Raw genomic sequence first — 18,641 nt, forward strand, 5'->3', positions numbered from 1 at the left:
TCCATTGTGGTGATTCCTTCATGAATGCTTACCAAGCCATTGTCGACACCCTACCTCGTGCCCCTCGAACTTGGTTGATCACCGGTGTAGCTGGCTTCATTGGCTCCAACCTGTTGGAAACTTTGCTCAAGCTTGATCAACGAGTGGTCGGTCTGGACAACTTTGCCACTGGGCATCAGCGTAATCTTGACGAAGTAAAGTCGCTGGTGTCGCCTCAGCAATGGTCGGCTTTTAACTTCATTCAGGGTGATATCCGTAACCTTGAAGACTGCCACAAGGCATGTGCAGAAGTGGATTATGTGCTGCATCAAGCAGCATTGGGCTCAGTTCCACGCTCAATAAATGACCCGATCACAACTAATAGCACCAATATAGATGGTTTTTTAAATATGTTGGTTGCTGCACGTGACGCGGGGGTTAAAAGCTTCACCTATGCCGCAAGCAGTTCGACATATGGAGATCATCCAGGATTGCCGAAGGTAGAAGATACTATTGGTAAGCCACTTTCGCCCTATGCTGTTACTAAACTTGTAAATGAGCTTTATGCCGAAGTTTTTGCGCGTACCTATGGTTTCAAAACCATTGGATTGCGCTATTTCAACGTCTTTGGCAAGCGTCAAGATCCTAATGGAGCTTACGCGGCAGTAATTCCCAAGTGGACTGCTGCCATGATCAACGGTGAAGAAGTGTTTATTAACGGTGATGGTCAGACGAGCCGCGATTTTTGCTACATAGAGAATACAGTGCAAGCAAACTTACTGGCGGCGACTGCGACCGATGATGAAGCATTGGACCAAGTCTATAACGTGGCCGTTAGTGGCCGTACCGACCTCAATCAACTATTCAGCGCATTGCGTCAAACGTTGAACCTAAATGGCGTGAACTACACGAGTGACCCGGTATACCGGGACTTCCGTGCTGGTGATGTGCGTCACTCACAGGCGGATATCAGTAAGGCGCATCGATTGCTGGGGTATGAACCTCAGTTCGACATCGCTGCTGGTATTGCCCAAGTGATGCCTTGGTACATTCGCTTCTTGAAATAATCATGCGTCATCTCTGGAGCGCCAAGCCCTTTGTCCAACCTTCCCCTACCGGGGCCTGAAAGATTGAATCGGATTAGTACTAACGCATGAAAATTCTCGTCACTGGCGGTGCAGGCTTTATCGGATCTGCGGTGATCCGCCATATCCTGTCCAATACTGTTGACACTGTTGTCAACCTCGACAAGCTAACCTACGCAGGTAATCTTGACTCTTTGATCAATGTGGCTGATAGCGAACGTTACTGTTTCGAGCGGGTGGATATCTGTGATCGCATTGGTTTGGACAGTGTTTTGCAGCGCCATCAGCCCGATGCCATTATGCATTTGGCTGCCGAATCTCATGTTGACCGCTCCATTGATGGGCCGGCGGCGTTCATAGAAACGAATATCATTGGTACCTATACTCTGCTCGAAGCCGCGCGGGGATATTGGCAAGGGCTGAATAAGGAGCGTAAAGAATCTTTTCGCTTCCACCATGTATCTACGGATGAAGTTTATGGCGATCTTGAGGGGCCGGAGGACTTTTTCTATGAAACGACCTCCTACGCACCCAGTTCACCTTATTCCGCAAGTAAAGCCAGTTCCGACCATCTTGTCCGAGCTTGGCACCGTACTTACGGTTTTCCCGTGCTAATCACCAATTGCTCAAACAACTACGGCCCTTACCATTTTCCCGAAAAGCTCATCCCACTCATGATATTGAACGCGCTTGAGGGTAAGCCACTACCGGTTTACGGGAAGGGCGATCAAGTGCGTGATTGGTTATATGTCGAGGACCATGCGCGCGCCTTGTACACTGTAATTAGTCATGGTGAAGTAGGTGAAACCTATAACATCGGCGGCCATAATGAGCGCCGCAACATTGATGTAGTGCGTACCTTGTGTGCGTTACTGGATGAGCTAAGTCCGACCGATCAAAACCCTTCGGCCCAGCATCTTGGAAGTTACAGCGAGCTTATTACCCACGTGCCGGACCGACCAGGTCACGATCTTCGCTATGCAATTGACGCGACCAAGATTCAGCAGGCGCTGGGTTGGACCCCTGCGGAAACTTTTGGGTCTGGCATTCGCAAGACCGTTGAGTGGTATTTGTGCAACCTAGCATGGTGCCAACGTGTCCAGGATGGCAGTTATCAACGTGAGCGCTTGGGCGCTTTGGGCCAAGGAGCAGCTACTTCATGAAAGGTATTGTACTGGCTGGAGGTTCCGGCACGCGTCTGTACCCCATTACTAAAGGGGTATCTAAACAACTGTTGCCGATCTATGACAAGCCAATGATCTACTACCCGCTGTCGGTCCTGATGCTAGCGGGTATCCGAGATATTTTGCTGATTAGTACGCCTGAAGATATTGGGGGGTACCAGCGCTTGTTAGGCGATGGTAGTGATTTTGGCATTCATCTTCACTATGCTATACAGCCGAGCCCGGATGGGCTTGCGCAGGCTTTTCTCATAGGCGAAGAGTTCATTGGCGATGACTCCGTTTGCTTAGTTCTTGGTGACAACATTTTTTATGGGCATGGTTTTACCCCGATGTTGCGCCAGGCAGCCCAGCGAATAAATGGTGCGACGGTTTTTGGTTACCAAGTAAAGGATCCCGAGCGCTTTGGAGTCGTTGAGTTTGACTCTCAAAAGAGGGTTGTCTCAATAGAAGAAAAACCCCTCAAACCCAAGTCCCACTTTGCTGTAACGGGGTTGTATTTTTACGACAACAATGTTGTCAGCATAGCAAAAAATGTTCGCCCCTCTTCTCGGGGTGAGTTAGAAATTACCAGTATTAATCAGACCTATCTGGAACTTGGCACGCTCAATGTTGAGTTGCTGGGGCGCGGTTTCGCTTGGCTTGACACAGGGACCCACGAAAGTTTGCTCGAAGCTGGGCATTTCGTGGAAACCATCGAGAAACGCCAAAGTTACAAAGTAGCGTGCCTAGAAGAGATTGCCTTCAATAATGGTTGGCTACGCGCAGACGATATTCTACGAATTGCAAAATCGCTGAGTAAGAATAGCTATGGTCAGTATCTGTTGTCACTGACTGAGGAGTTGATATGAGTGACAAGCCAGTTTTCGTAACACAACCTTACCTACCTCCGTTGGAAGAATTCATTCCTTATCTGGAACAGATCTGGGAGACGAAGACGCTGACCAACGGTGGTCCGATGCATCAGAAATTGGAGCAGGCCCTGTGTGAGTATCTTGGCGTCGAGCATGTTGCACTATTCAATAATGGAACTATAGCTTTATTAACGGCCCTACAATCATTGCGGATAACAGGAGAGGTAATTACGACGCCGTACTCTTTTGTTGCGACCGCGCATTCATTACTATGGAATGGAATTAAGCCGGTTTTCGCGGATATTGACCCGAAAACTTTAAATTTAGACCCTGATAAAATTGAGGCTGCTATCACCCCGCAAACGACTGCTATTATGCCGGTGCATTGCTATGGTAATCCTTGTGACGTAAAGGCGATTCAACGCATTGCGGATAATTATAATTTGCGGGTGATTTACGATGCGGCGCATGCTTTTGGCGTAAAAGATGACTCTGGTAGCTTGTTGCGCTACGGTGATTTAAGTGTGCTTAGTTTTCATGCTACAAAAGTTTTTAACACGTTCGAAGGAGGGGCTATCGTTTGCCCGGACCTTAAAACTAAGAAGAGGATAGATCAGCTCAAGAACTTTGGAATCACCGATGAGGTAACGGTGGTTGCTCCTGGTATCAATGGTAAAATGAGTGAAATAAATGCAGCGTTCGGTCTACTCCAGTTGCAGTATATAGATAAGGCTATCGCACATAGACTTAAGTTGGATAGTGTCTATCGAGAGGGATTGGGACAGATTAAAGGTATAAAGCTTGTTGATTCAGCGCCTAATATTATAAATAATTATTCATATTTCCCTATCATTGTTGGAAACGATTACGGTTTAAGCAGGGATGAGCTTTATGAAAAGCTAAAATCGCATAATATCAATGCGCGGCGTTACTTTTATCCATTAATAACAGACTTTCCTATGTACAGAGGTTTGCATTCAGCCCATAGAGATAATTTGCCGGTGGCAAGTTACATCTCTGATAGGGTTCTGTGCTTGCCGATATACTCTACGCTTGAAGAAGGCGTTGTTGTGGAGATAGTTAATATAATAAAGGAGTGCGTATGATAAAGGTTCTGGTTGTTTCGGATAATATTGAGATGGCGCGCTATTTCAAAAAGGTCATTGCAGATAATCCAGGATTGGAGGTTACAGTTGATTATGCATATAGTTCCATCAACAGTGCCCCGGAAACCCTTGCTGATTTCGGAGCATTACCTTTAAATTTGAAGTGTGGCAACGCTGTAAGTGAGGTGGTGAGAAAATATAGATTTGTTTTTTCTATCCACTGTAAGCAAATCTTTCCTGGTGATTTGGTAAGGAAAGTTCGTTGTATTAATCTACATCCTGGCCTCAATCCATTTAACAGAGGTTGGTTTCCTCAGGTTTTTTCAATAATTAACGGGCTGCCTATAGGTGCAACTTTTCATTATATGGACGAGGAGGTCGACCATGGAGCAGTGATTGCGCAGAGAGAAGCTTCGATAAACTCCTGGGATACTTCGCTAGATGTATATAACAGGGTCATAGGACTTGAGAAAAAAATACTTTCCGAAGAACTGGTTAGTATTCTCTCAGGCGATGAAAAAGAGACTGTTAGTATGGATGAGGGGAACTACAATTCAATCGCTGACTTCAAGGCTTTATGCAAAATCAATTTGAGTGATGTTGGAACCTTGAGAAGCCACATTGATCTGCTCAGGGCGCTGACTCATGGTGATTATAAGAATGCGTACTACTTTGAGGAGGATGGCAAGAAGGTATTTGTAAGTATAAAGCTAGAAGTTGAGTAGTAACGCGAGTCATGTATGTGTTTTTCTGTATTTGCTGTAATTGGCCGCAAGAGAAAAATTGGTATCCTTGGTATGTCTACTCTTAATAAGAATATTGCGGCAAATTATGTAAGCCAGCTTTATGTCACCTTGATCGGCATACTTATACTGCCACTTTATGTAAAGTTCATGGGGGCAGAAGCATATGGGCTTATCGGTTTTTTTACTATGCTTCAGTCCTGGTTTATGTTGTTGGATATGGGGTTAACTCCTACTATCAGTCGAGAGACAGCAAGATATAAAGCCGGGGCGTTGGAACCAATATATTTTTTACGGTTATTTCGTGCGTTAAGTGTGATTTTTCTATTCGTGGCTTTTGTTGGTGCGGGTGGATTGCTTTTGTCATCAAATGAAATTGCGGGCTATTGGCTAAATGTAAACAATCTTAGCGCGAATGAAGTTGGTTCCTCACTCAAGATTATAGCGGTCCTTGTCGCTCTTAGATGGTGTGGGGGGCTGTATCGTGGGGTGATTACAGGGGCAGAACAATTTTTTTGGCTTAGTATTTTCAACATCTGTATCGCCACTCTTCGTTTTGTGGCTGTATTCATCAGTATGTCGTTTTATGGTTATTCAATTGAGGTGTTCTTTTATCATCAACTCGCTGTGGCTGTCTTGGAAGTTTCTGGACTTTTTTATGCTTGCTCAAAAGTGCTACCAAAGGCAAAGAGTTTTCCAGAAGCGGTGGGGTGGTCATTTAAGCCAGTAAAAAATATTCTAAAATTCTCACTAAGTATTGCATTTACCGCGTCGGTTTGGGTAATGGTAACGCAAACTGATAAAATGGTGCTCTCTGGAATTCTACCTTTAGACGAGTATGGCTACTTTTCAATGGCTGTGTTAATGGCCAGCGGTATAATGGTTATTAGTGGGCCTATTAGTAATGCGTTAATGCCGCGCTTAGCTAAGTTAAATGCTTCCTCAAAATATGAGGAAATGATTGATTTATATAGAAAGTATACCCGAATGGTTGCAGGTGTTGCAGGGGTCGTAGTTATCGTTTTTGCTTCATGTGCAGATCAGATTGTATACGTTTGGACAGGTAATGCTGAATATTCCGACAGTGTGGCCCCAGTTCTAAGGCTTTATTCCTTGGGTAATGGCTTCTTGGTTCTATCTGCATTCTCCTATTATTTGCAGTATGCGAAAGGAAATTTACGATACCACTTGATTGGTAACGGTGTTTTGCTGGTTTTCTTGATTCCCTTAGTCGTTGTGGCTTCCATTAAGTACGGCGGAATAGGTGCTGGTTATGTGTGGCTTGGACTTAACTTGGTTTTTTTCGTATGTTGGGTAGGTTACATCCATAAAAAAATTGTACCGGGACTCCACATGACTTGGCTGACAGATGATATCGGTAAAACCTTAATGCCTAGTATAGTGTTAGGATTTTTCATATTTTATGTAGAATCCTATATGTCATTGGAGAATCGTGTTACAAGTTTATTTTTCCTAATGGGTGCTTCGTTGATGTTGATGGTTTCCATGCTTGCCACGTTTAAAGATATTAGAAGTAAATTGGTGGTTGTTTTGCAAAGGATCGGGAGGTGCTCCTAATGCTGAAAGAAATTTCTAGTGGTTCTGGTGTTAAGGTATCTGTGTGCATCGTCTCATATAATCAAAAGGGTTACATCGCAGAGTGCCTTGAAAGCCTTGTCACGCAGGTAACAGATTTCAAGTTCGAAATCATTGTCTCAGATGATGCATCTACTGATGGGACAGCAGATATAATCAGAGATTATTCTGCAAGGTATCCTGATATTGTTATCCCGGTTCTTCATGGCACTAATCAAGGCGGGGCCAATAACTACTACTTTGTGCATAGTAAGGCGCGTGGTGATTATATATGCCATATGGATGGAGATGATGTTGCGCTTCCTGGGAAGTTGCAACGATCAAATGATATCTTAGATGGCTATCCGGATGTGAATGTTGTTTTTCACAGGATGATTCTAAGGCGTGGTGATAACGAATGCCAAGATTTACTTGATACACTCAAAATAGGAAAATCTAAATTCAATCGGGCGGATATTCTTACGATTGGTTCTTTGGCGTGCCATAGCTCAAAAATGTATAGGCGAAGTGTTCAAGGAGAGGAACGAACCTCACTGCCTTTGTTGGATTTTTTTAATGATGTGGAACAGGTGGCTGACGGATTTGCGTTTATAATAAATGAGTTTCTTGGTGTGTATAGAGTGGGCGTCGGTATTACTAAATCCGGCATGACTAAGTCATATTACTTAAAGCATCTTGAGTATTTCCTCGAAAAGTATCCTTGCTATTCAGCCGAAATCGGAGCCAATGCATTGGTATGTAGCATTGCTGATTTAAAAAATTTCCGTAGAACTTTTTTTAAGTCATTTAGCTTGTGGATGAAATGCCGGTCTTTAAGGTCTATTTACGTTTTTCTTAAATCATTAGGCTTTCGCAAAATTTTCCGAATTCCAGCTGTTTGATATAACAGGAGTGAGAAATGCTATTCGCAGCTTTGAGTTTTATATTTAGAGTCGTTGATCGTGTGAGGCGAAAGTCAAATTTGTATGCAGCGTTTTCTAATGGTCTCCATGTCGGTGAAGGAACAAAGTTTGTAGGGAGTCAACATTTTGGCTCTGAGCCATATTTGGTAAAGATTGGGAATGATTGTCTAATTACTGATGACGTTAAGTTTATTACACATGATGGTGGGATTCAGGTTCCGATGATTGCTCAGGGACTTTTATTTGACGAGGTTTATTCTAATTGCTCAGTTTTCGCCCCCATTACTATTGGCAATAATGTTTTTATAGGAATGTCTACAGTTCTACTGCTTGGTGCGGATGTGGCTGATAACACTGTAATTGCGGCTGGTAGCGTGGTTAAGGGTTCCTTTCCCCCGAATGTAGTAATCGGTGGAGTTCCGGCAAAGATAATTTGTACGTTAGATGAGTACCGTTTCAAGAACGCAAATAATTTATTGAATTTTGAAAAAGGCAAGGATAGAAAGTCTCAAATTCTTGGGTTTCTATCTGAAAAATTGACAAAATGAGTGGGGGTGGCCTTGTTTGATTTGATCATATTGTTATGTATTGCCATATCATTCATGTTGCTGGCAAGTATTATTGTCTTTGATTTGCTTAAATCACGCAGTAGCTATTTGCCTAGTTATTTGGCTTGCTTGCTGATCTTATCTTACGTGGTTTCCCCCTTTATGATGTATAACTTCTCAGTGGGGGTTCATCCTTATTTTAAGTCTGATATCCGCTCAGTGATTGATGTTTTTTCACTGCTGTGTTTTATTGTGTTGTTATTTGTGCTTTCATTTTTTACTGGCTTCTTTATGTTGGGGGCAGGTAGGCATAAAGTCTTCATTTCCGTTAATCATCGGTTTAGAGAGGGGCGGTTTGTTCTTTGTTTGTTTTTGATTTCACTGTTTTTTTTGTATATGTTTATAGTTTCTTATGGTGGTATTGACTATGTTTTGTCCAATGCTTCACGGATAAGAAGTGGCACCGATGAAAATAAAAACTATCTCGGTGCGGTATTTAAGATGTTTTCGTATTATCTTGAACTTGTAGTGTTTTTTTGTTTTGCACGCTTTATTACGTACGGAGGGCTAACGAGGTTTTGTGTTTTTCTTGCGGTTGTTTCAGTCGTTCTTCTTAAGGCTTTCCTCGATGCAGGGAGGGGAGGGCTTTTGAATATTTTTATAGGTTTGATCTTTGTTTTCATTTTAGTCCGGGGGCGGCTACCCATATTGTCTTTATGTCTGCTTTTGCCTGTTTTTGCATTTGTTGTGGTATACGGTAAGGTTTTACTGATGCTTCTAACTGCTGGTGGTTTTGAATCTGTATCTGATGGCCCCAGTTTTTTTGAAAAAGCAGATTTTGTACTTGTGGAGTTTTCTCATCAATTTTTGTCATTATTCCCAGTCGTAAGAGATGACTTGTTGGGTGATCGTTTCTATAGTGATTTTTTTATATGGATGTTGAAGCCTTTGAAATTATTGGGGGTGTCTGGTGTGGACTCAATTTCCTATTATAATACTTATAATATAACTGGGGTCTGGGATAGTGAAATACCTCCCGGGCCGGTGGCTTTGTTTCTGTACAATGGCGGTGTTTTTCTTGTTTTGTTGGGTGGGTGCTTTGCAGGCTTCTTTTTACGGTTTGTGGACCGGCTTATAGTGAACTCAACCACCGTGGAAGGCAAAGTATCTAGTTTCTTAGTCGCCTCGCTTGCAGTATTTTCAATATATATACCATTCGCTTACGTCAACTCAGATCCGGCTTTGTTTGTTCAATGGTGTTTGGTGTATATAATTTTATTCTTCTTCTTAATGGTTTTTCGAATACTGACTTTCAGGCGTTTTCAATAGGGCTCAGTGGTTATGTGCGGATTTTCCGGTTTTTTTACTAATAAAGTTATGGGGCTATCTCAAAGTATTTTGCGCTCTATGGGTGAAAAAATATCTCATCGAGGGCCTGATGCTGAAGGCATTTGGTTTGATGCTGAGGTAGGTATGGTTCATAGAAGACTATCTATTATTGATAGATCTTCTGCTGGCGCGCAACCTATGATTTCTCCTTGCCAGAACTATGTGATTTCTTTTAATGGTGAGATATATAATCATCTGGAACTCAGGAGTGCCTTAGAGAAGGATGGTGTATGTCACGTATGGAAAGGTCATTCCGATACTGAAACTTTACTTGTATGCTTTGAGGCCTGGGGGGTTGAGAAAACGCTCCGTTCTGCTGTAGGGATGTTCGCAGTGGCCCTATGGGATAGGGAGAGAAAATTACTAACGTTAGCAAGAGATAGATTGGGGGAAAAGCCTCTTTACTGGGGATGGCAGAACGGTGTGTTGTTATTTGGCTCGGAGTTAAAATCTCTTAAGGCTCATCCTTCTTTTTCGGGTGTGATTGATCGCAATTCTTTAGCATTGCTTTTACGGCATAATTACATCCCTGCACCATATAGTATTTATTCCGGGATTAATAAGCTTCCTCCAGCTAATTATATTCAGTTTTCCCCAGGGTCTGAACCGGGAAACGAAAATATGAAGTGCTACTGGGATGTCAACGCCATTATTGAAGGCGGTCAAGACAATCTCCTTGGTTTTGAAGATGCTGATGCTATTTCAGCTTTAGGTGATGTGCTAAGTAATTCGGTTGCAGGACAAATGTTAGCGGATGTCCCTTTGGGAGCTTTTTTGAGTGGCGGTATTGATAGTAGCTTGATTGTTGCGTTGATGCAGCAGCAAAGTTCGCAGCCGATCCGCACTTTCACCATCGGCTTTAATGAGCCCGGTTTCAATGAAGCCGAGCATGCTAAAAATGTCGCTAGCCACTTGAAGACTGATCACACGGAGTATTATGTAGGGGCCGCTGAGGCCTTAGATGTTATTCCTCGCTTGGCGCAGATTTATTGCGAACCATTTGCCGACAGCTCACAGATTCCAACTTTTCTAGTAAGTAAGCTTGCCAAGCAGTATGTGACAGTAGCCTTAAGTGGCGATGCGGGTGACGAGCTTTTTGGTGGTTATAACCCATATCAATTTGCGCCGAGAGTTTGGAAGAACATTGCTACTGTGCCGTTCAACGTACGAAGTGTAGTTAGCAAATTATCTAACAAATTACCTCTGCCCAATAAGGCTCACAAACTATTAGATGTTCTTGATGCTCCAACACGGGAGTCATTTTATCAAAAGCTACTCAGTCACTGGCATTATCCCAATGATGTTGTAATTGGTGCTATCGAACCGTACACCCTGTTCAATCAGCCAGAAGCTTGGCCTAAAATTGATAGTTTTGAACACTGGATGATGGCAGTAGATTCGCAAACCTACATGACAGATGACATCCTGGTAAAAGTAGATCGGGCAGCTATGGCTAATAGTTTGGAAACCCGTGTTCCTCTGTTGGATCATCGGGTTGTCGAGTTCGCTTGGCGGTTGCCTTTAAGTATGAAAATCCGTGATGGTAAGGGTAAATGGATCTTGCGCGAATTGCTCTATCGACACGTACCTAGGGAGTTGATTGAGCGCCCGAAAAAAGGTTTTTCCATTCCTTTGGGTAGTTGGTTGAAAGGTCCGTTGCGCGAATGGGCAGAGTCACTCCTTGATCCAGCACTGCTAGTTCAACAAGGTTACTTCCATCCAGGACCGATAAGGAAGCTCTGGCAACAACACCTGACTGGTAAGTGTGACCGGTCGAGGCAATTGTGGAGCATTCTGATGTTCCAGGCCTGGTTGCAGGAGCAATGATTTTGAAAATTCTGCATGTAATTGTGGGCCTTAATGTTGGTGGCGCGGAGCTCATGCTCAAGCGACTGATCGAATCGCAGCTCAAGTGTCCAGAGTATGAGCACTCGGTCATATCGCTAACCGATATTGGGGTAATCGGTCCGCAATTGCAGGCGCAGGGCATTTCTGTAAGTAGTGTTGGGATGCGGAATTTACTGGGTATTCCCAAGACATTGGGAATTTTGTATCGCACAGTTCGCCAACGGCGTCCGGATATCGTGCAGACTTGGATGTATCACGCAGATTTGTTGGGGGGCTTGGCCGCCCGCGCTGCAGGCGTGCGAAATGTGATTTGGGGCATTCGCACGACCGACCTAGGCAAGGGGGGGAAGCGTTCGACGCAGTTGATTCGGAAGTTATGCGCTTACCTTTCCAGCTGCTTGCCAGCCAAGATAATTTGTGCAGCGGAGGCCTCGAGGATTGCTCACGTTCAAATCGGCTATGACAGTAGTCGAATGGAGGTCATTCCCAACGGTTTCGATCTCAACCGCTTAGCCGCAACTGGCGAGCAACGTGATGCAATTCGCAGAAGCTTTTCCATTGCTGAGGGGCAGATTGTCATTGGCAGTCTGGGGCGTTTTAATCCCGTTAAGGACCAAGCAAACTTCATCGCTGCCACGGGGGTTCTGGCAAAACGCTACCCAACACTGCGCTTCATGATGGTAGGGAGGGGGCTCGAAGACGACAATCAGATACTGAAAGGTCTACTTGATTCCACAGGATGCTCAGATCGCTATATATTGATGGGTGAAAGGAATGACGTGCCCGCCTGTCTGATATCGATGGATATCTATTGTCTTCACTCCAGGACGGAAGGTTTCCCTAACGTATTAGGAGAGGCAATGGCTGTCGGAGTGCCCTGCGTCGCTACGGATGTTGGCGATGCTGCGATTCTGCTTGGTGGGAACGGCATTGTTGTTCCACCACAGGACTCGGAGGCACTTGCAGAAGGCTTGGAGCAGATGGTAAAGCTCTCTCAAGAAGCCCGTGCGAAACTGGCGGAGCATGGTAAGGCCCGTATTTTCGACGAGTTCACGCTGGAACGTGCCTCTCAGCGCTTTCGTGCACTGTATGATTCATTAATGTAGGTTCACTGCATACAGATTTGCTGGGAAAGAAGAATGGAATTTATTTCAGTAGTGATGGGAATGGCATGAAACCGGTTTTACTGATAGTGGTGAATGATGCGGCATTCTTTCTTTCCCACCGTTTGCCGATTGCAGAGGCGGCCAGACAGGGTGGATACGAAGTGCATGTAGCTACCCAGGCGGGACCATCGGTGAGTGGTATTAGTAGCCGCGGCTTTTACCATCATGAGTTGTCGCTGTCACGCAGTGGCAAAAACCCTTTCGGTGAGATGAAGGTCTTGGTGTCACTTTGGTCTCTTTGCTGGCGCTTGCGGCCAGACGTACTGCATCTTGTAACGATCAAGCCCGTTTTGTACGGGGGGATTGCTGCGCGATTTTCACCTGTGAAAGGTGTTCTAGCGGCTATTTCTGGTCTTGGCTTTGTGTTCATGGCAAAGGGGCGCAAGGCAGTCGTGCTGCGTTCTATTATCGGGATAATGTACAGGCTGGCACTGGGCAAGCGAAACCTTCGAGCAGTATTTCAAAACCCTGATGATCGCCAAGCATTGGCTGCGATCGGAGCAATTACTCCACAGAAGAGTGTACTCATTCGTGGCTCAGGTGTGGACCTAACTCAGTATCAGTTTTCTCCGGAAGAACCGGGAGTTCCAGTGATAACCCTCGCTGCCCGGTTACTTCGTGACAAAGGCGTTGTGGAGTTCATCGAAGCGGCCCGTTTGCTCGTTGAGCGCGGCGTCGAGGCACGTTTCCAATTAGTTGGAGACCCCGATCCAGGGAATCCGACCAGTATCCACGCAGAGGATATAGTCCGTTGGCAAAAAGAGGGCTTGGTCGAGTGTCTAGGTTATCGTTCTGACATGGCCATGGTTTTTACGCATTCGCACATAGTCGTCCTTCCTTCCTATCGGGAAGGACTGCCCAAGGTATTGGTAGAAGCAGCGGCCAGTGGTCGCGCAGTTGTCACCACTGATGTACCTGGTTGTAGGGATGCGATAGATGCCGGGAAATCGGGGTTACTTGTTCCGGTACGTGACGCAGTGGCTCTCGCTAATGCAATTCAGCGCTTGCTGGAAGATCCCGCGCTTCGGCGAAGCATGGGGCAGGCCGGGCGCGCCTTAGCGGAGCGGGCATTTGCTATCGAGAGCATTGTCGAGCAGCATTTGGATATTTATCGGACGTTGGAGAACAATGTTTGAAGCAGCGCAGAGTGCTTGTTACCGGTGCGACAGGATTCGTTGGTAGCAGTGTCGTAGATAATTTTTCACGTGATTCCTCCTTACAGGTTCTCGCCGGGGTGAGGAACGTTAAAGCGAATTTTCCTGAGAACGTAGAACCATTCTTGCTCGGCAGTTTGGAGGCAGGCACTACGCTGGGGTCTTTGGAGGGAATCGAAGCAATTGTCCATTGCGCCGCCCGGGTTCACGTTATGAATGACCAGGCCGCAGACCCGCTAAGCGAGTTTCGTAAGGTAAATGTCGAGGGTACCTTGAATTTGGCACGCCGTGCCGCGGCGGCCGGTGTCCAGCGTTTCATCTTTATCAGTTCTATTAAAGTCAATGGCGAAGGGACGGATAATCGCCTGCCTTATACAGCTGACGAAATGCCATCGCCGGTGGATCCGTACGGAATTTCGAAACTTGAGGCCGAGCAATCACTACGTGCTTTGGCATCCGAAAGCGGGATGGCCGTAACAATCATTCGCCCTGTGTTAGTGTACGGGCCGGGGGTCAAAGCTAACTTCTATTCGATGATGAAGTGGTTGCAAAATGGACTTCCTCTTCCGTTAGCGAATGTCCACAACAAGCGCAGCATGGTCGCATTAGAGAATTTGGTGGATTTGATTAAGACCTGTCTTGACCATCCTGCCGCGATTAACCAGATTTTTTTGGTAAGTGATGACGAAGACTTATCCACACCCGAGTTGCTGCGTCTTACGGCTCGAGCGCTCGGAGGGAAGGCATTCTTGGTCCCCTTTCCAGTAATTGCGCTCACCTTTATTGCGCGTCTGTTCGGGCGACCTGCAATAGCCGCTCGACTTTGCGGGACTTTGCAAGTGGATATATCTAAAACTCGAAGCATGCTTGAGTGGACTCCCCCGGTGAGTGTCGACCAAGCCCTGAACACTACTGCTCGTCAATATCTGGAAAGCCGAAGAACATGATGCTCTGGTTGATACTGCCCGCACTGATCCTGTTGGCTTGGGTTTTGACGGGACTTTTGCGTCGTTACGCACTGGCACGTAGCATAATCGACATTCCTAACGCTAGGAGCTCGCACTCTGTACCTACGCCTCGTGGAGGTGGTGTTGCTATCGTCGCCAGTTTTTTGTTGGCGGTTCCGATTATGGCGAGTGTCGGAGCGTTGGGCTGGAACGAAGCCTGGGCGTTGCTTGGAGCGGGAGCCGGGATCGCGATCCTCGGGTTTTTGGATGACCATGGACACATTGCTGCACGCTGGCGGCTGTTAGGGCATTTCGCAGCGTCAACTTGGGTTCTCTTCTGTCTAGGCGGCTTTCCTCCCGTTATGTTTTTTGGGGTTAGTCTGGAGCTAGGATGGTTTGGCCATGTTTTGGCGGTCTTCTATTTGGTCTGGTTGCTCAACCTATACAATTTCATGGACGGTATCGATGGTTTGGCTAGCGTCGAAGCGCTTTGTGTTTGTCTTGGAGGCGCGTTGCTGTACGTCTTGATAGGTCAACCGATGCACATCTGGGGGCCGCTCGCTCTGGCGTGTGCCACTTTGGGCTTCCTGTTGTGGAATTTCCCGCCTGCACGGATATTCATGGGGGATGCTGGCAGTGGATTTCTTGGCATTGCACTGGGAATTTTGTCGTTGCAAGCCGCGTGGGTTAATTCCAATTTGCTTTTTGCATGGTTGATTCTTCTGGGGATTTTCATCGTAGATGCTACCGTGACTTTGTTCCGTCGACTCCTGAGAGGCGAAAAGGTGTACGAGGCGCATCGAAGTCATGCCTACCAGTTCGCCTCTCGGCAATACGGAAGGCACCTACCTGTTACGTTGGCGGTTATGATGATCAATGTTGTCTGGTTGATACCGCTAGCAGTCTCTGTGGCGCTTGAGGCGGTAGCAGGATGGCTTGGACTGTTTGTTGCTTATTTACCGTTGATCTATTTAGCTTTCAGGTTCAGGGCTGGCCAAGCCGAAAGCCGCTGAACGGTGGCTCCACCCTCCATAAACTACATACAGATAACGGGAATGTTCTACTCCAGTTGTGGAGTGAAGGTAGAGGACATACAGAGGGGATATGGATAAATTAAGAAAGCGCATGCTCGGGTTGCCGCGTCGTTACAAGCGCGCGCTCCAGGTCGTCACTGATGTGGCGCTGGTGTGGTTAGCGCTTTGGCTGGCGTTTGTCGTACGCCTGGGCTATGACGAGATGAGCAATCCTTTGGTGGGGCACCTCTGGTTGTTCGCGTCGGCGTCGGTGGTAGCTATCCCGATTTTCATTCGTTTTGGTATGTACCGAGCAGTGATGCGTTACTTCGGCAACGATGCGTTGATTGCTATCGTCAAGGCCGTCAGCCTGTCCGCTCTGATCCTGGCGTTAGTGGTGTATTGGTATAGCAATCACAAGACAGTTGTACCTCGTTCGATCATTTTCAACTATTGGTGGTTGAGTCTGGTCATGATAGGCGGTTTGCGCCTTATTATGCGTCAGTACTTTCTTGGAGACTGGTACGCCGCTAAACAGCATGTACCATTCACTAGTCGTGAAAATGGCTTGCCTAAAGTTGCTATTTACGGTTCCGGCGCAGCTGGGAACCAGCTGTTAGCAGCTCTGCGAATGGATCGGGTTATGCGTCCTGTCGCCTTCATTGATGATGACGAAAGTGTCGCTGATCGCTCGATTGCTGGTTTACAGGTTTTTAGGGGCCAGGATATTCAGCGTATGATCGACTTGACGGGAGCGGAGGAGGTGCTTCTTGCTATCCCTTCTGCCAGTCGAGCGCGGCGACGTGAAATTCTTGGTTTCCTTGAAAATTTCCCACTGCATGTACGTAGTGTCCCAAGCTTTATGGATCTTGCCAGCGGTCGCGTCAAAGTAGACGATATCCAAGAAGTAGACATTGCGGACCTACTTGGTCGTGATGCAGTTCCCGCACAAAGCGATCTTTTGGCGCACTGCATCACTGGGCAAGTTGTAATGGTGACAGGGGCAGGGGGCTCAATTGGGTCGGAACTTTGTCGTCAAATTCTTTCGCTCAAACCGACAATATTGCTTTTGTTCGAGCACAGCGAGTTCAATCTTTACAACATTTCTAGTGAGCTCGAACAACGAATCAAGCGAGAGTCGCTATCGGTTCGTCTGCTCCCTTTCCTTGGCTCTATCCGCAATCAAAAACACCTATACGACACCATGAGTATGTGGCGTGTGAGTACTGTTTATCACGCGGCAGCGTACAAGCACGTTCCCATGGTAGAGCACAACATCTCCGAAGGTGTGTTGAACAATGTCATTGGCACCATGAGTACGGCGCAGGCAGCCTTACAGGCAAATGTTGCCAACTTCGTGCTGATTTCCACAGATAAGGCAGTACGCCCAACCAATGTGATGGGCAGCACCAAGCGTCTAGCAGAAATGACCTTACAGGCATTGAGTCGAGAACTTGCCCCGGTTTTATTCGGTGACTCGGCCAACGTTGCCCGGGTAAACAAGACTCGGTTTACCATGGTGCGTTTCGGCAATGTGCTGGGTTCGTCCGGTTCGGTGATTCCGCTGTTCCATAAGCAGATCAAAGCCGGTGGGCCTTTAACGGTCACTCACCCCAAAATCACTCGTTACTTCATGACAATTCCCGAAGCTGCGCAATTGGTGATTCAGGCTGGGTCCATGGGGCAGGGCGGCGATGTATTCGTTTTGGATATGGGCGAACCTGTTCGGATTGCAACGCTAGCGGAAAAAATGATTCATCTCTCAGGCTTGAGCGTGAGATCGGAACGAAATCCACATGGTGATATTGCCATCGAATTTACGGGGCTGAGGCCAGGTGAAAAGCTTTATGAAGAGCTTCTGATTGGTGACAATGTTTCACCCACTCGGCATCCTATGATCATGACTGCTAGTGAGGATTATCTGACTTGGGACATCCTTAAGGATCGTTTAGCCGATTTGTTAAAAGCAGTGTCTGAAGATGATTTCACCCGTGTGCGGCAGCTGTTGAGAGAAACTGTCAGCGGCTACTCACCTGATGGCGAGATTGTCGATTGGGTGTATCAGCAGCTTCGCTCCGAGCCCTGAAGATTCGGGACCCCAATGCTATTAGTAATGGGGCTGAATTGTTGGTCGCGTTCAGTTACTGTCTGATTTGGTAATGTTTTCTCCACATTTTTTGGTTTGACTCCTCCGCCAAGCGTTCTAGGTTTCAAAGGCAGCCAAGGAAAAGCTGCCTTTGCAATCACCTAGGAGTCTTACCTCATGCGCAACACCGTTTTGTCCTACCTTCTGCTCCCACTCTTCGCCAGCGTCTCCTTCACACTCAGTGCAGCCCCAGCCTCTGATCCAACAAAAAACCCGATCCCCGTAGTAGCTACCCAGCAAACCTCCCCACAGCTGGACTTGAACACCGCCGACGCACCAACGCTACAGTCCACCCTGATGGGTATCGGTAAAACCAAGGCCGAGGCAATCGTTGCTTACCGTGACCAGCATGGTGCGTTCGCTTCGGTGGATGAGCTGCTGGAGATCAAGGGGATCGGCAAGGCGTTGCTGGATCGTAATCGCGATAGGCTCACGGTTAGCCAGTGATACCCGTAAAGCTGATTTAAGTGGGCGGGTTTGCCTTGGGTATTGGGCGGCTGTTGTGGCTTTATCCCAGGGCAAACTTGCTCCTGCCAGGGGAGGGGGCTGGGGTTGAAGGTGTCGAGAGTCAGCCTGTGATCTTACCGTCGTCATCCGATGTGGCGGACCCGTGGGCTTTTTTTAAGGCGTGTGAAGCGCTGCCACCGCACGTGACACGTTATGCGCGAACCCGAGTAGTCACTATCGGAGTTATCGATCCTGCGCATCCTTAGCATCCATCTCAGCATTACGCTCATGCACACGCTTAAGCTGCTCTTCGGTCAGAGGCAGCTTTTTCGCGGTATCACGCAGCAGCATCAGGCCGCCGACGATGGAACCTAGCGCCAGTACTAGTATTAACCAGGCATACCAGGGCATGTAGTCCTCCTTTGAGCAGTAACGTTCATTGTGCTCAACGATTTGGAGCCAATGGATCATTTATTGGTTCAATTATAGAGGGCTGCTTCCTGGCGGGCCAATTCGCGATCATCGGCCCCCCACAGG

The 18,641-nt window shown here is 46.8% G+C and carries 17 protein-coding genes; 16 read left to right on the forward strand and 1 reads right to left on the reverse strand.

What is annotated here, in order from left to right; all coding sequences use genetic code 11:
• Positions 1–20 precede the first annotated feature (20 nt).
• From D3Z90_RS07120 to D3Z90_RS07195, 16 genes are all read left to right on the forward strand, one after another.
• Entirely contained in the window at positions 21–1,046 is a 1,026-nt protein-coding gene (locus D3Z90_RS07120) for an NAD-dependent epimerase/dehydratase family protein (protein WP_136475076.1), read from the forward strand.
• Between the two features lie 86 nt (positions 1,047–1,132).
• Positions 1,133–2,227, forward strand: a complete 1,095-nt coding sequence (rfbB, locus tag D3Z90_RS07125; RefSeq protein WP_136475077.1) for a dTDP-glucose 4,6-dehydratase — start codon at positions 1,133–1,135, stop codon at positions 2,225–2,227.
• On the forward strand, positions 2,224–3,096 hold the full coding sequence (gene rfbA, locus D3Z90_RS07130) for a glucose-1-phosphate thymidylyltransferase RfbA (RefSeq protein ID WP_136475078.1): 873 nt from the start codon (positions 2,224–2,226) through the stop codon (positions 3,094–3,096). Before rfbB ends, rfbA begins: the two co-directional genes overlap by 4 nt.
• A complete protein-coding gene (locus D3Z90_RS07135) occupies positions 3,093–4,205 on the forward strand; it encodes a DegT/DnrJ/EryC1/StrS aminotransferase family protein (protein WP_136475079.1) in 1,113 nt (370 codons plus the stop codon). Before rfbA ends, D3Z90_RS07135 begins: the two co-directional genes overlap by 4 nt.
• Positions 4,202–4,930 (forward strand): dTDP-4-amino-4,6-dideoxyglucose formyltransferase, encoded by a 729-nt coding sequence (locus D3Z90_RS07140; RefSeq protein ID WP_136475080.1) that lies wholly within the window; start codon positions 4,202–4,204, stop codon positions 4,928–4,930. Before D3Z90_RS07135 ends, D3Z90_RS07140 begins: the two co-directional genes overlap by 4 nt.
• Positions 4,931–4,945: 15 nt before the next feature.
• On the forward strand, positions 4,946–6,526 hold the full coding sequence (locus D3Z90_RS07145; protein ID WP_256658331.1) for an oligosaccharide flippase family protein: 1,581 nt from the start codon (positions 4,946–4,948) through the stop codon (positions 6,524–6,526).
• Positions 6,526–7,425, forward strand: coding sequence for a glycosyltransferase family 2 protein (locus D3Z90_RS07150; RefSeq protein ID WP_136475081.1), 900 nt, complete (start codon positions 6,526–6,528; stop codon positions 7,423–7,425). Before D3Z90_RS07145 ends, D3Z90_RS07150 begins: the two co-directional genes overlap by 1 nt.
• A 17-nt stretch (positions 7,426–7,442) precedes the next feature.
• The gene (locus D3Z90_RS07155; protein WP_136475082.1) at positions 7,443–7,994 is read left to right on the forward strand and encodes an acyltransferase; all 552 of its coding nucleotides are present in this window, start codon (positions 7,443–7,445) and stop codon (positions 7,992–7,994) included.
• A gap of 12 nt (positions 7,995–8,006) precedes the next feature.
• Positions 8,007–9,323 carry an O-antigen polymerase gene (locus tag D3Z90_RS07160; protein ID WP_136475083.1) on the forward strand — a complete coding sequence of 439 codons (1,317 nt, stop codon included), beginning with the start codon at positions 8,007–8,009 and terminating at the stop codon, positions 9,321–9,323.
• 12 nt (positions 9,324–9,335) lie between these two features.
• Entirely contained in the window at positions 9,336–11,210 is a 1,875-nt protein-coding gene (asnB, locus tag D3Z90_RS07165; protein ID WP_136475084.1) for an asparagine synthase (glutamine-hydrolyzing), read from the forward strand.
• Positions 11,207–12,337 (forward strand): glycosyltransferase, encoded by a 1,131-nt coding sequence (locus D3Z90_RS07170; protein ID WP_136475085.1) that lies wholly within the window; start codon positions 11,207–11,209, stop codon positions 12,335–12,337. The genes asnB and D3Z90_RS07170 overlap by 4 nt, the downstream gene beginning before the upstream one ends.
• 65 nt (positions 12,338–12,402) lie before the next feature.
• Positions 12,403–13,533 carry a glycosyltransferase family 4 protein gene (locus tag D3Z90_RS07175; RefSeq protein ID WP_136475086.1) on the forward strand — a complete coding sequence of 377 codons (1,131 nt, stop codon included), beginning with the start codon at positions 12,403–12,405 and terminating at the stop codon, positions 13,531–13,533.
• Positions 13,530–14,498, forward strand: a complete 969-nt coding sequence (locus D3Z90_RS07180) for an SDR family oxidoreductase (protein ID WP_136475087.1) — start codon at positions 13,530–13,532, stop codon at positions 14,496–14,498. Before D3Z90_RS07175 ends, D3Z90_RS07180 begins: the two co-directional genes overlap by 4 nt.
• The gene (locus D3Z90_RS07185) at positions 14,495–15,511 is read left to right on the forward strand and encodes a glycosyltransferase family 4 protein (RefSeq protein ID WP_136475088.1); all 1,017 of its coding nucleotides are present in this window, start codon (positions 14,495–14,497) and stop codon (positions 15,509–15,511) included. The genes D3Z90_RS07180 and D3Z90_RS07185 overlap by 4 nt, the downstream gene beginning before the upstream one ends.
• A gap of 91 nt (positions 15,512–15,602) precedes the next feature.
• Positions 15,603–17,597, forward strand: a complete 1,995-nt coding sequence (locus D3Z90_RS07190) for a nucleoside-diphosphate sugar epimerase/dehydratase (RefSeq protein WP_136475089.1) — start codon at positions 15,603–15,605, stop codon at positions 17,595–17,597.
• 177 nt (positions 17,598–17,774) lie between these two features.
• Positions 17,775–18,104 carry a helix-hairpin-helix domain-containing protein gene (locus D3Z90_RS07195; RefSeq protein WP_136475090.1) on the forward strand — a complete coding sequence of 110 codons (330 nt, stop codon included), beginning with the start codon at positions 17,775–17,777 and terminating at the stop codon, positions 18,102–18,104.
• A 243-nt stretch (positions 18,105–18,347) separates the two neighbouring features.
• Here D3Z90_RS07195 and D3Z90_RS07200 read toward each other — a convergent pair whose 3' ends face one another.
• Entirely contained in the window at positions 18,348–18,515 is a 168-nt protein-coding gene (locus tag D3Z90_RS07200; RefSeq protein WP_136475091.1) for a DUF2897 family protein, read from the reverse strand.
• Positions 18,516–18,641: the final 126 nt, after the last annotated feature.

It is taken from the genome of Pseudomonas sp. DG56-2, from assembly GCF_004803755.1.
GTDB classification, from domain to species: domain Bacteria; phylum Pseudomonadota; class Gammaproteobacteria; order Pseudomonadales; family Pseudomonadaceae; genus Aquipseudomonas; species Aquipseudomonas auratipiscis.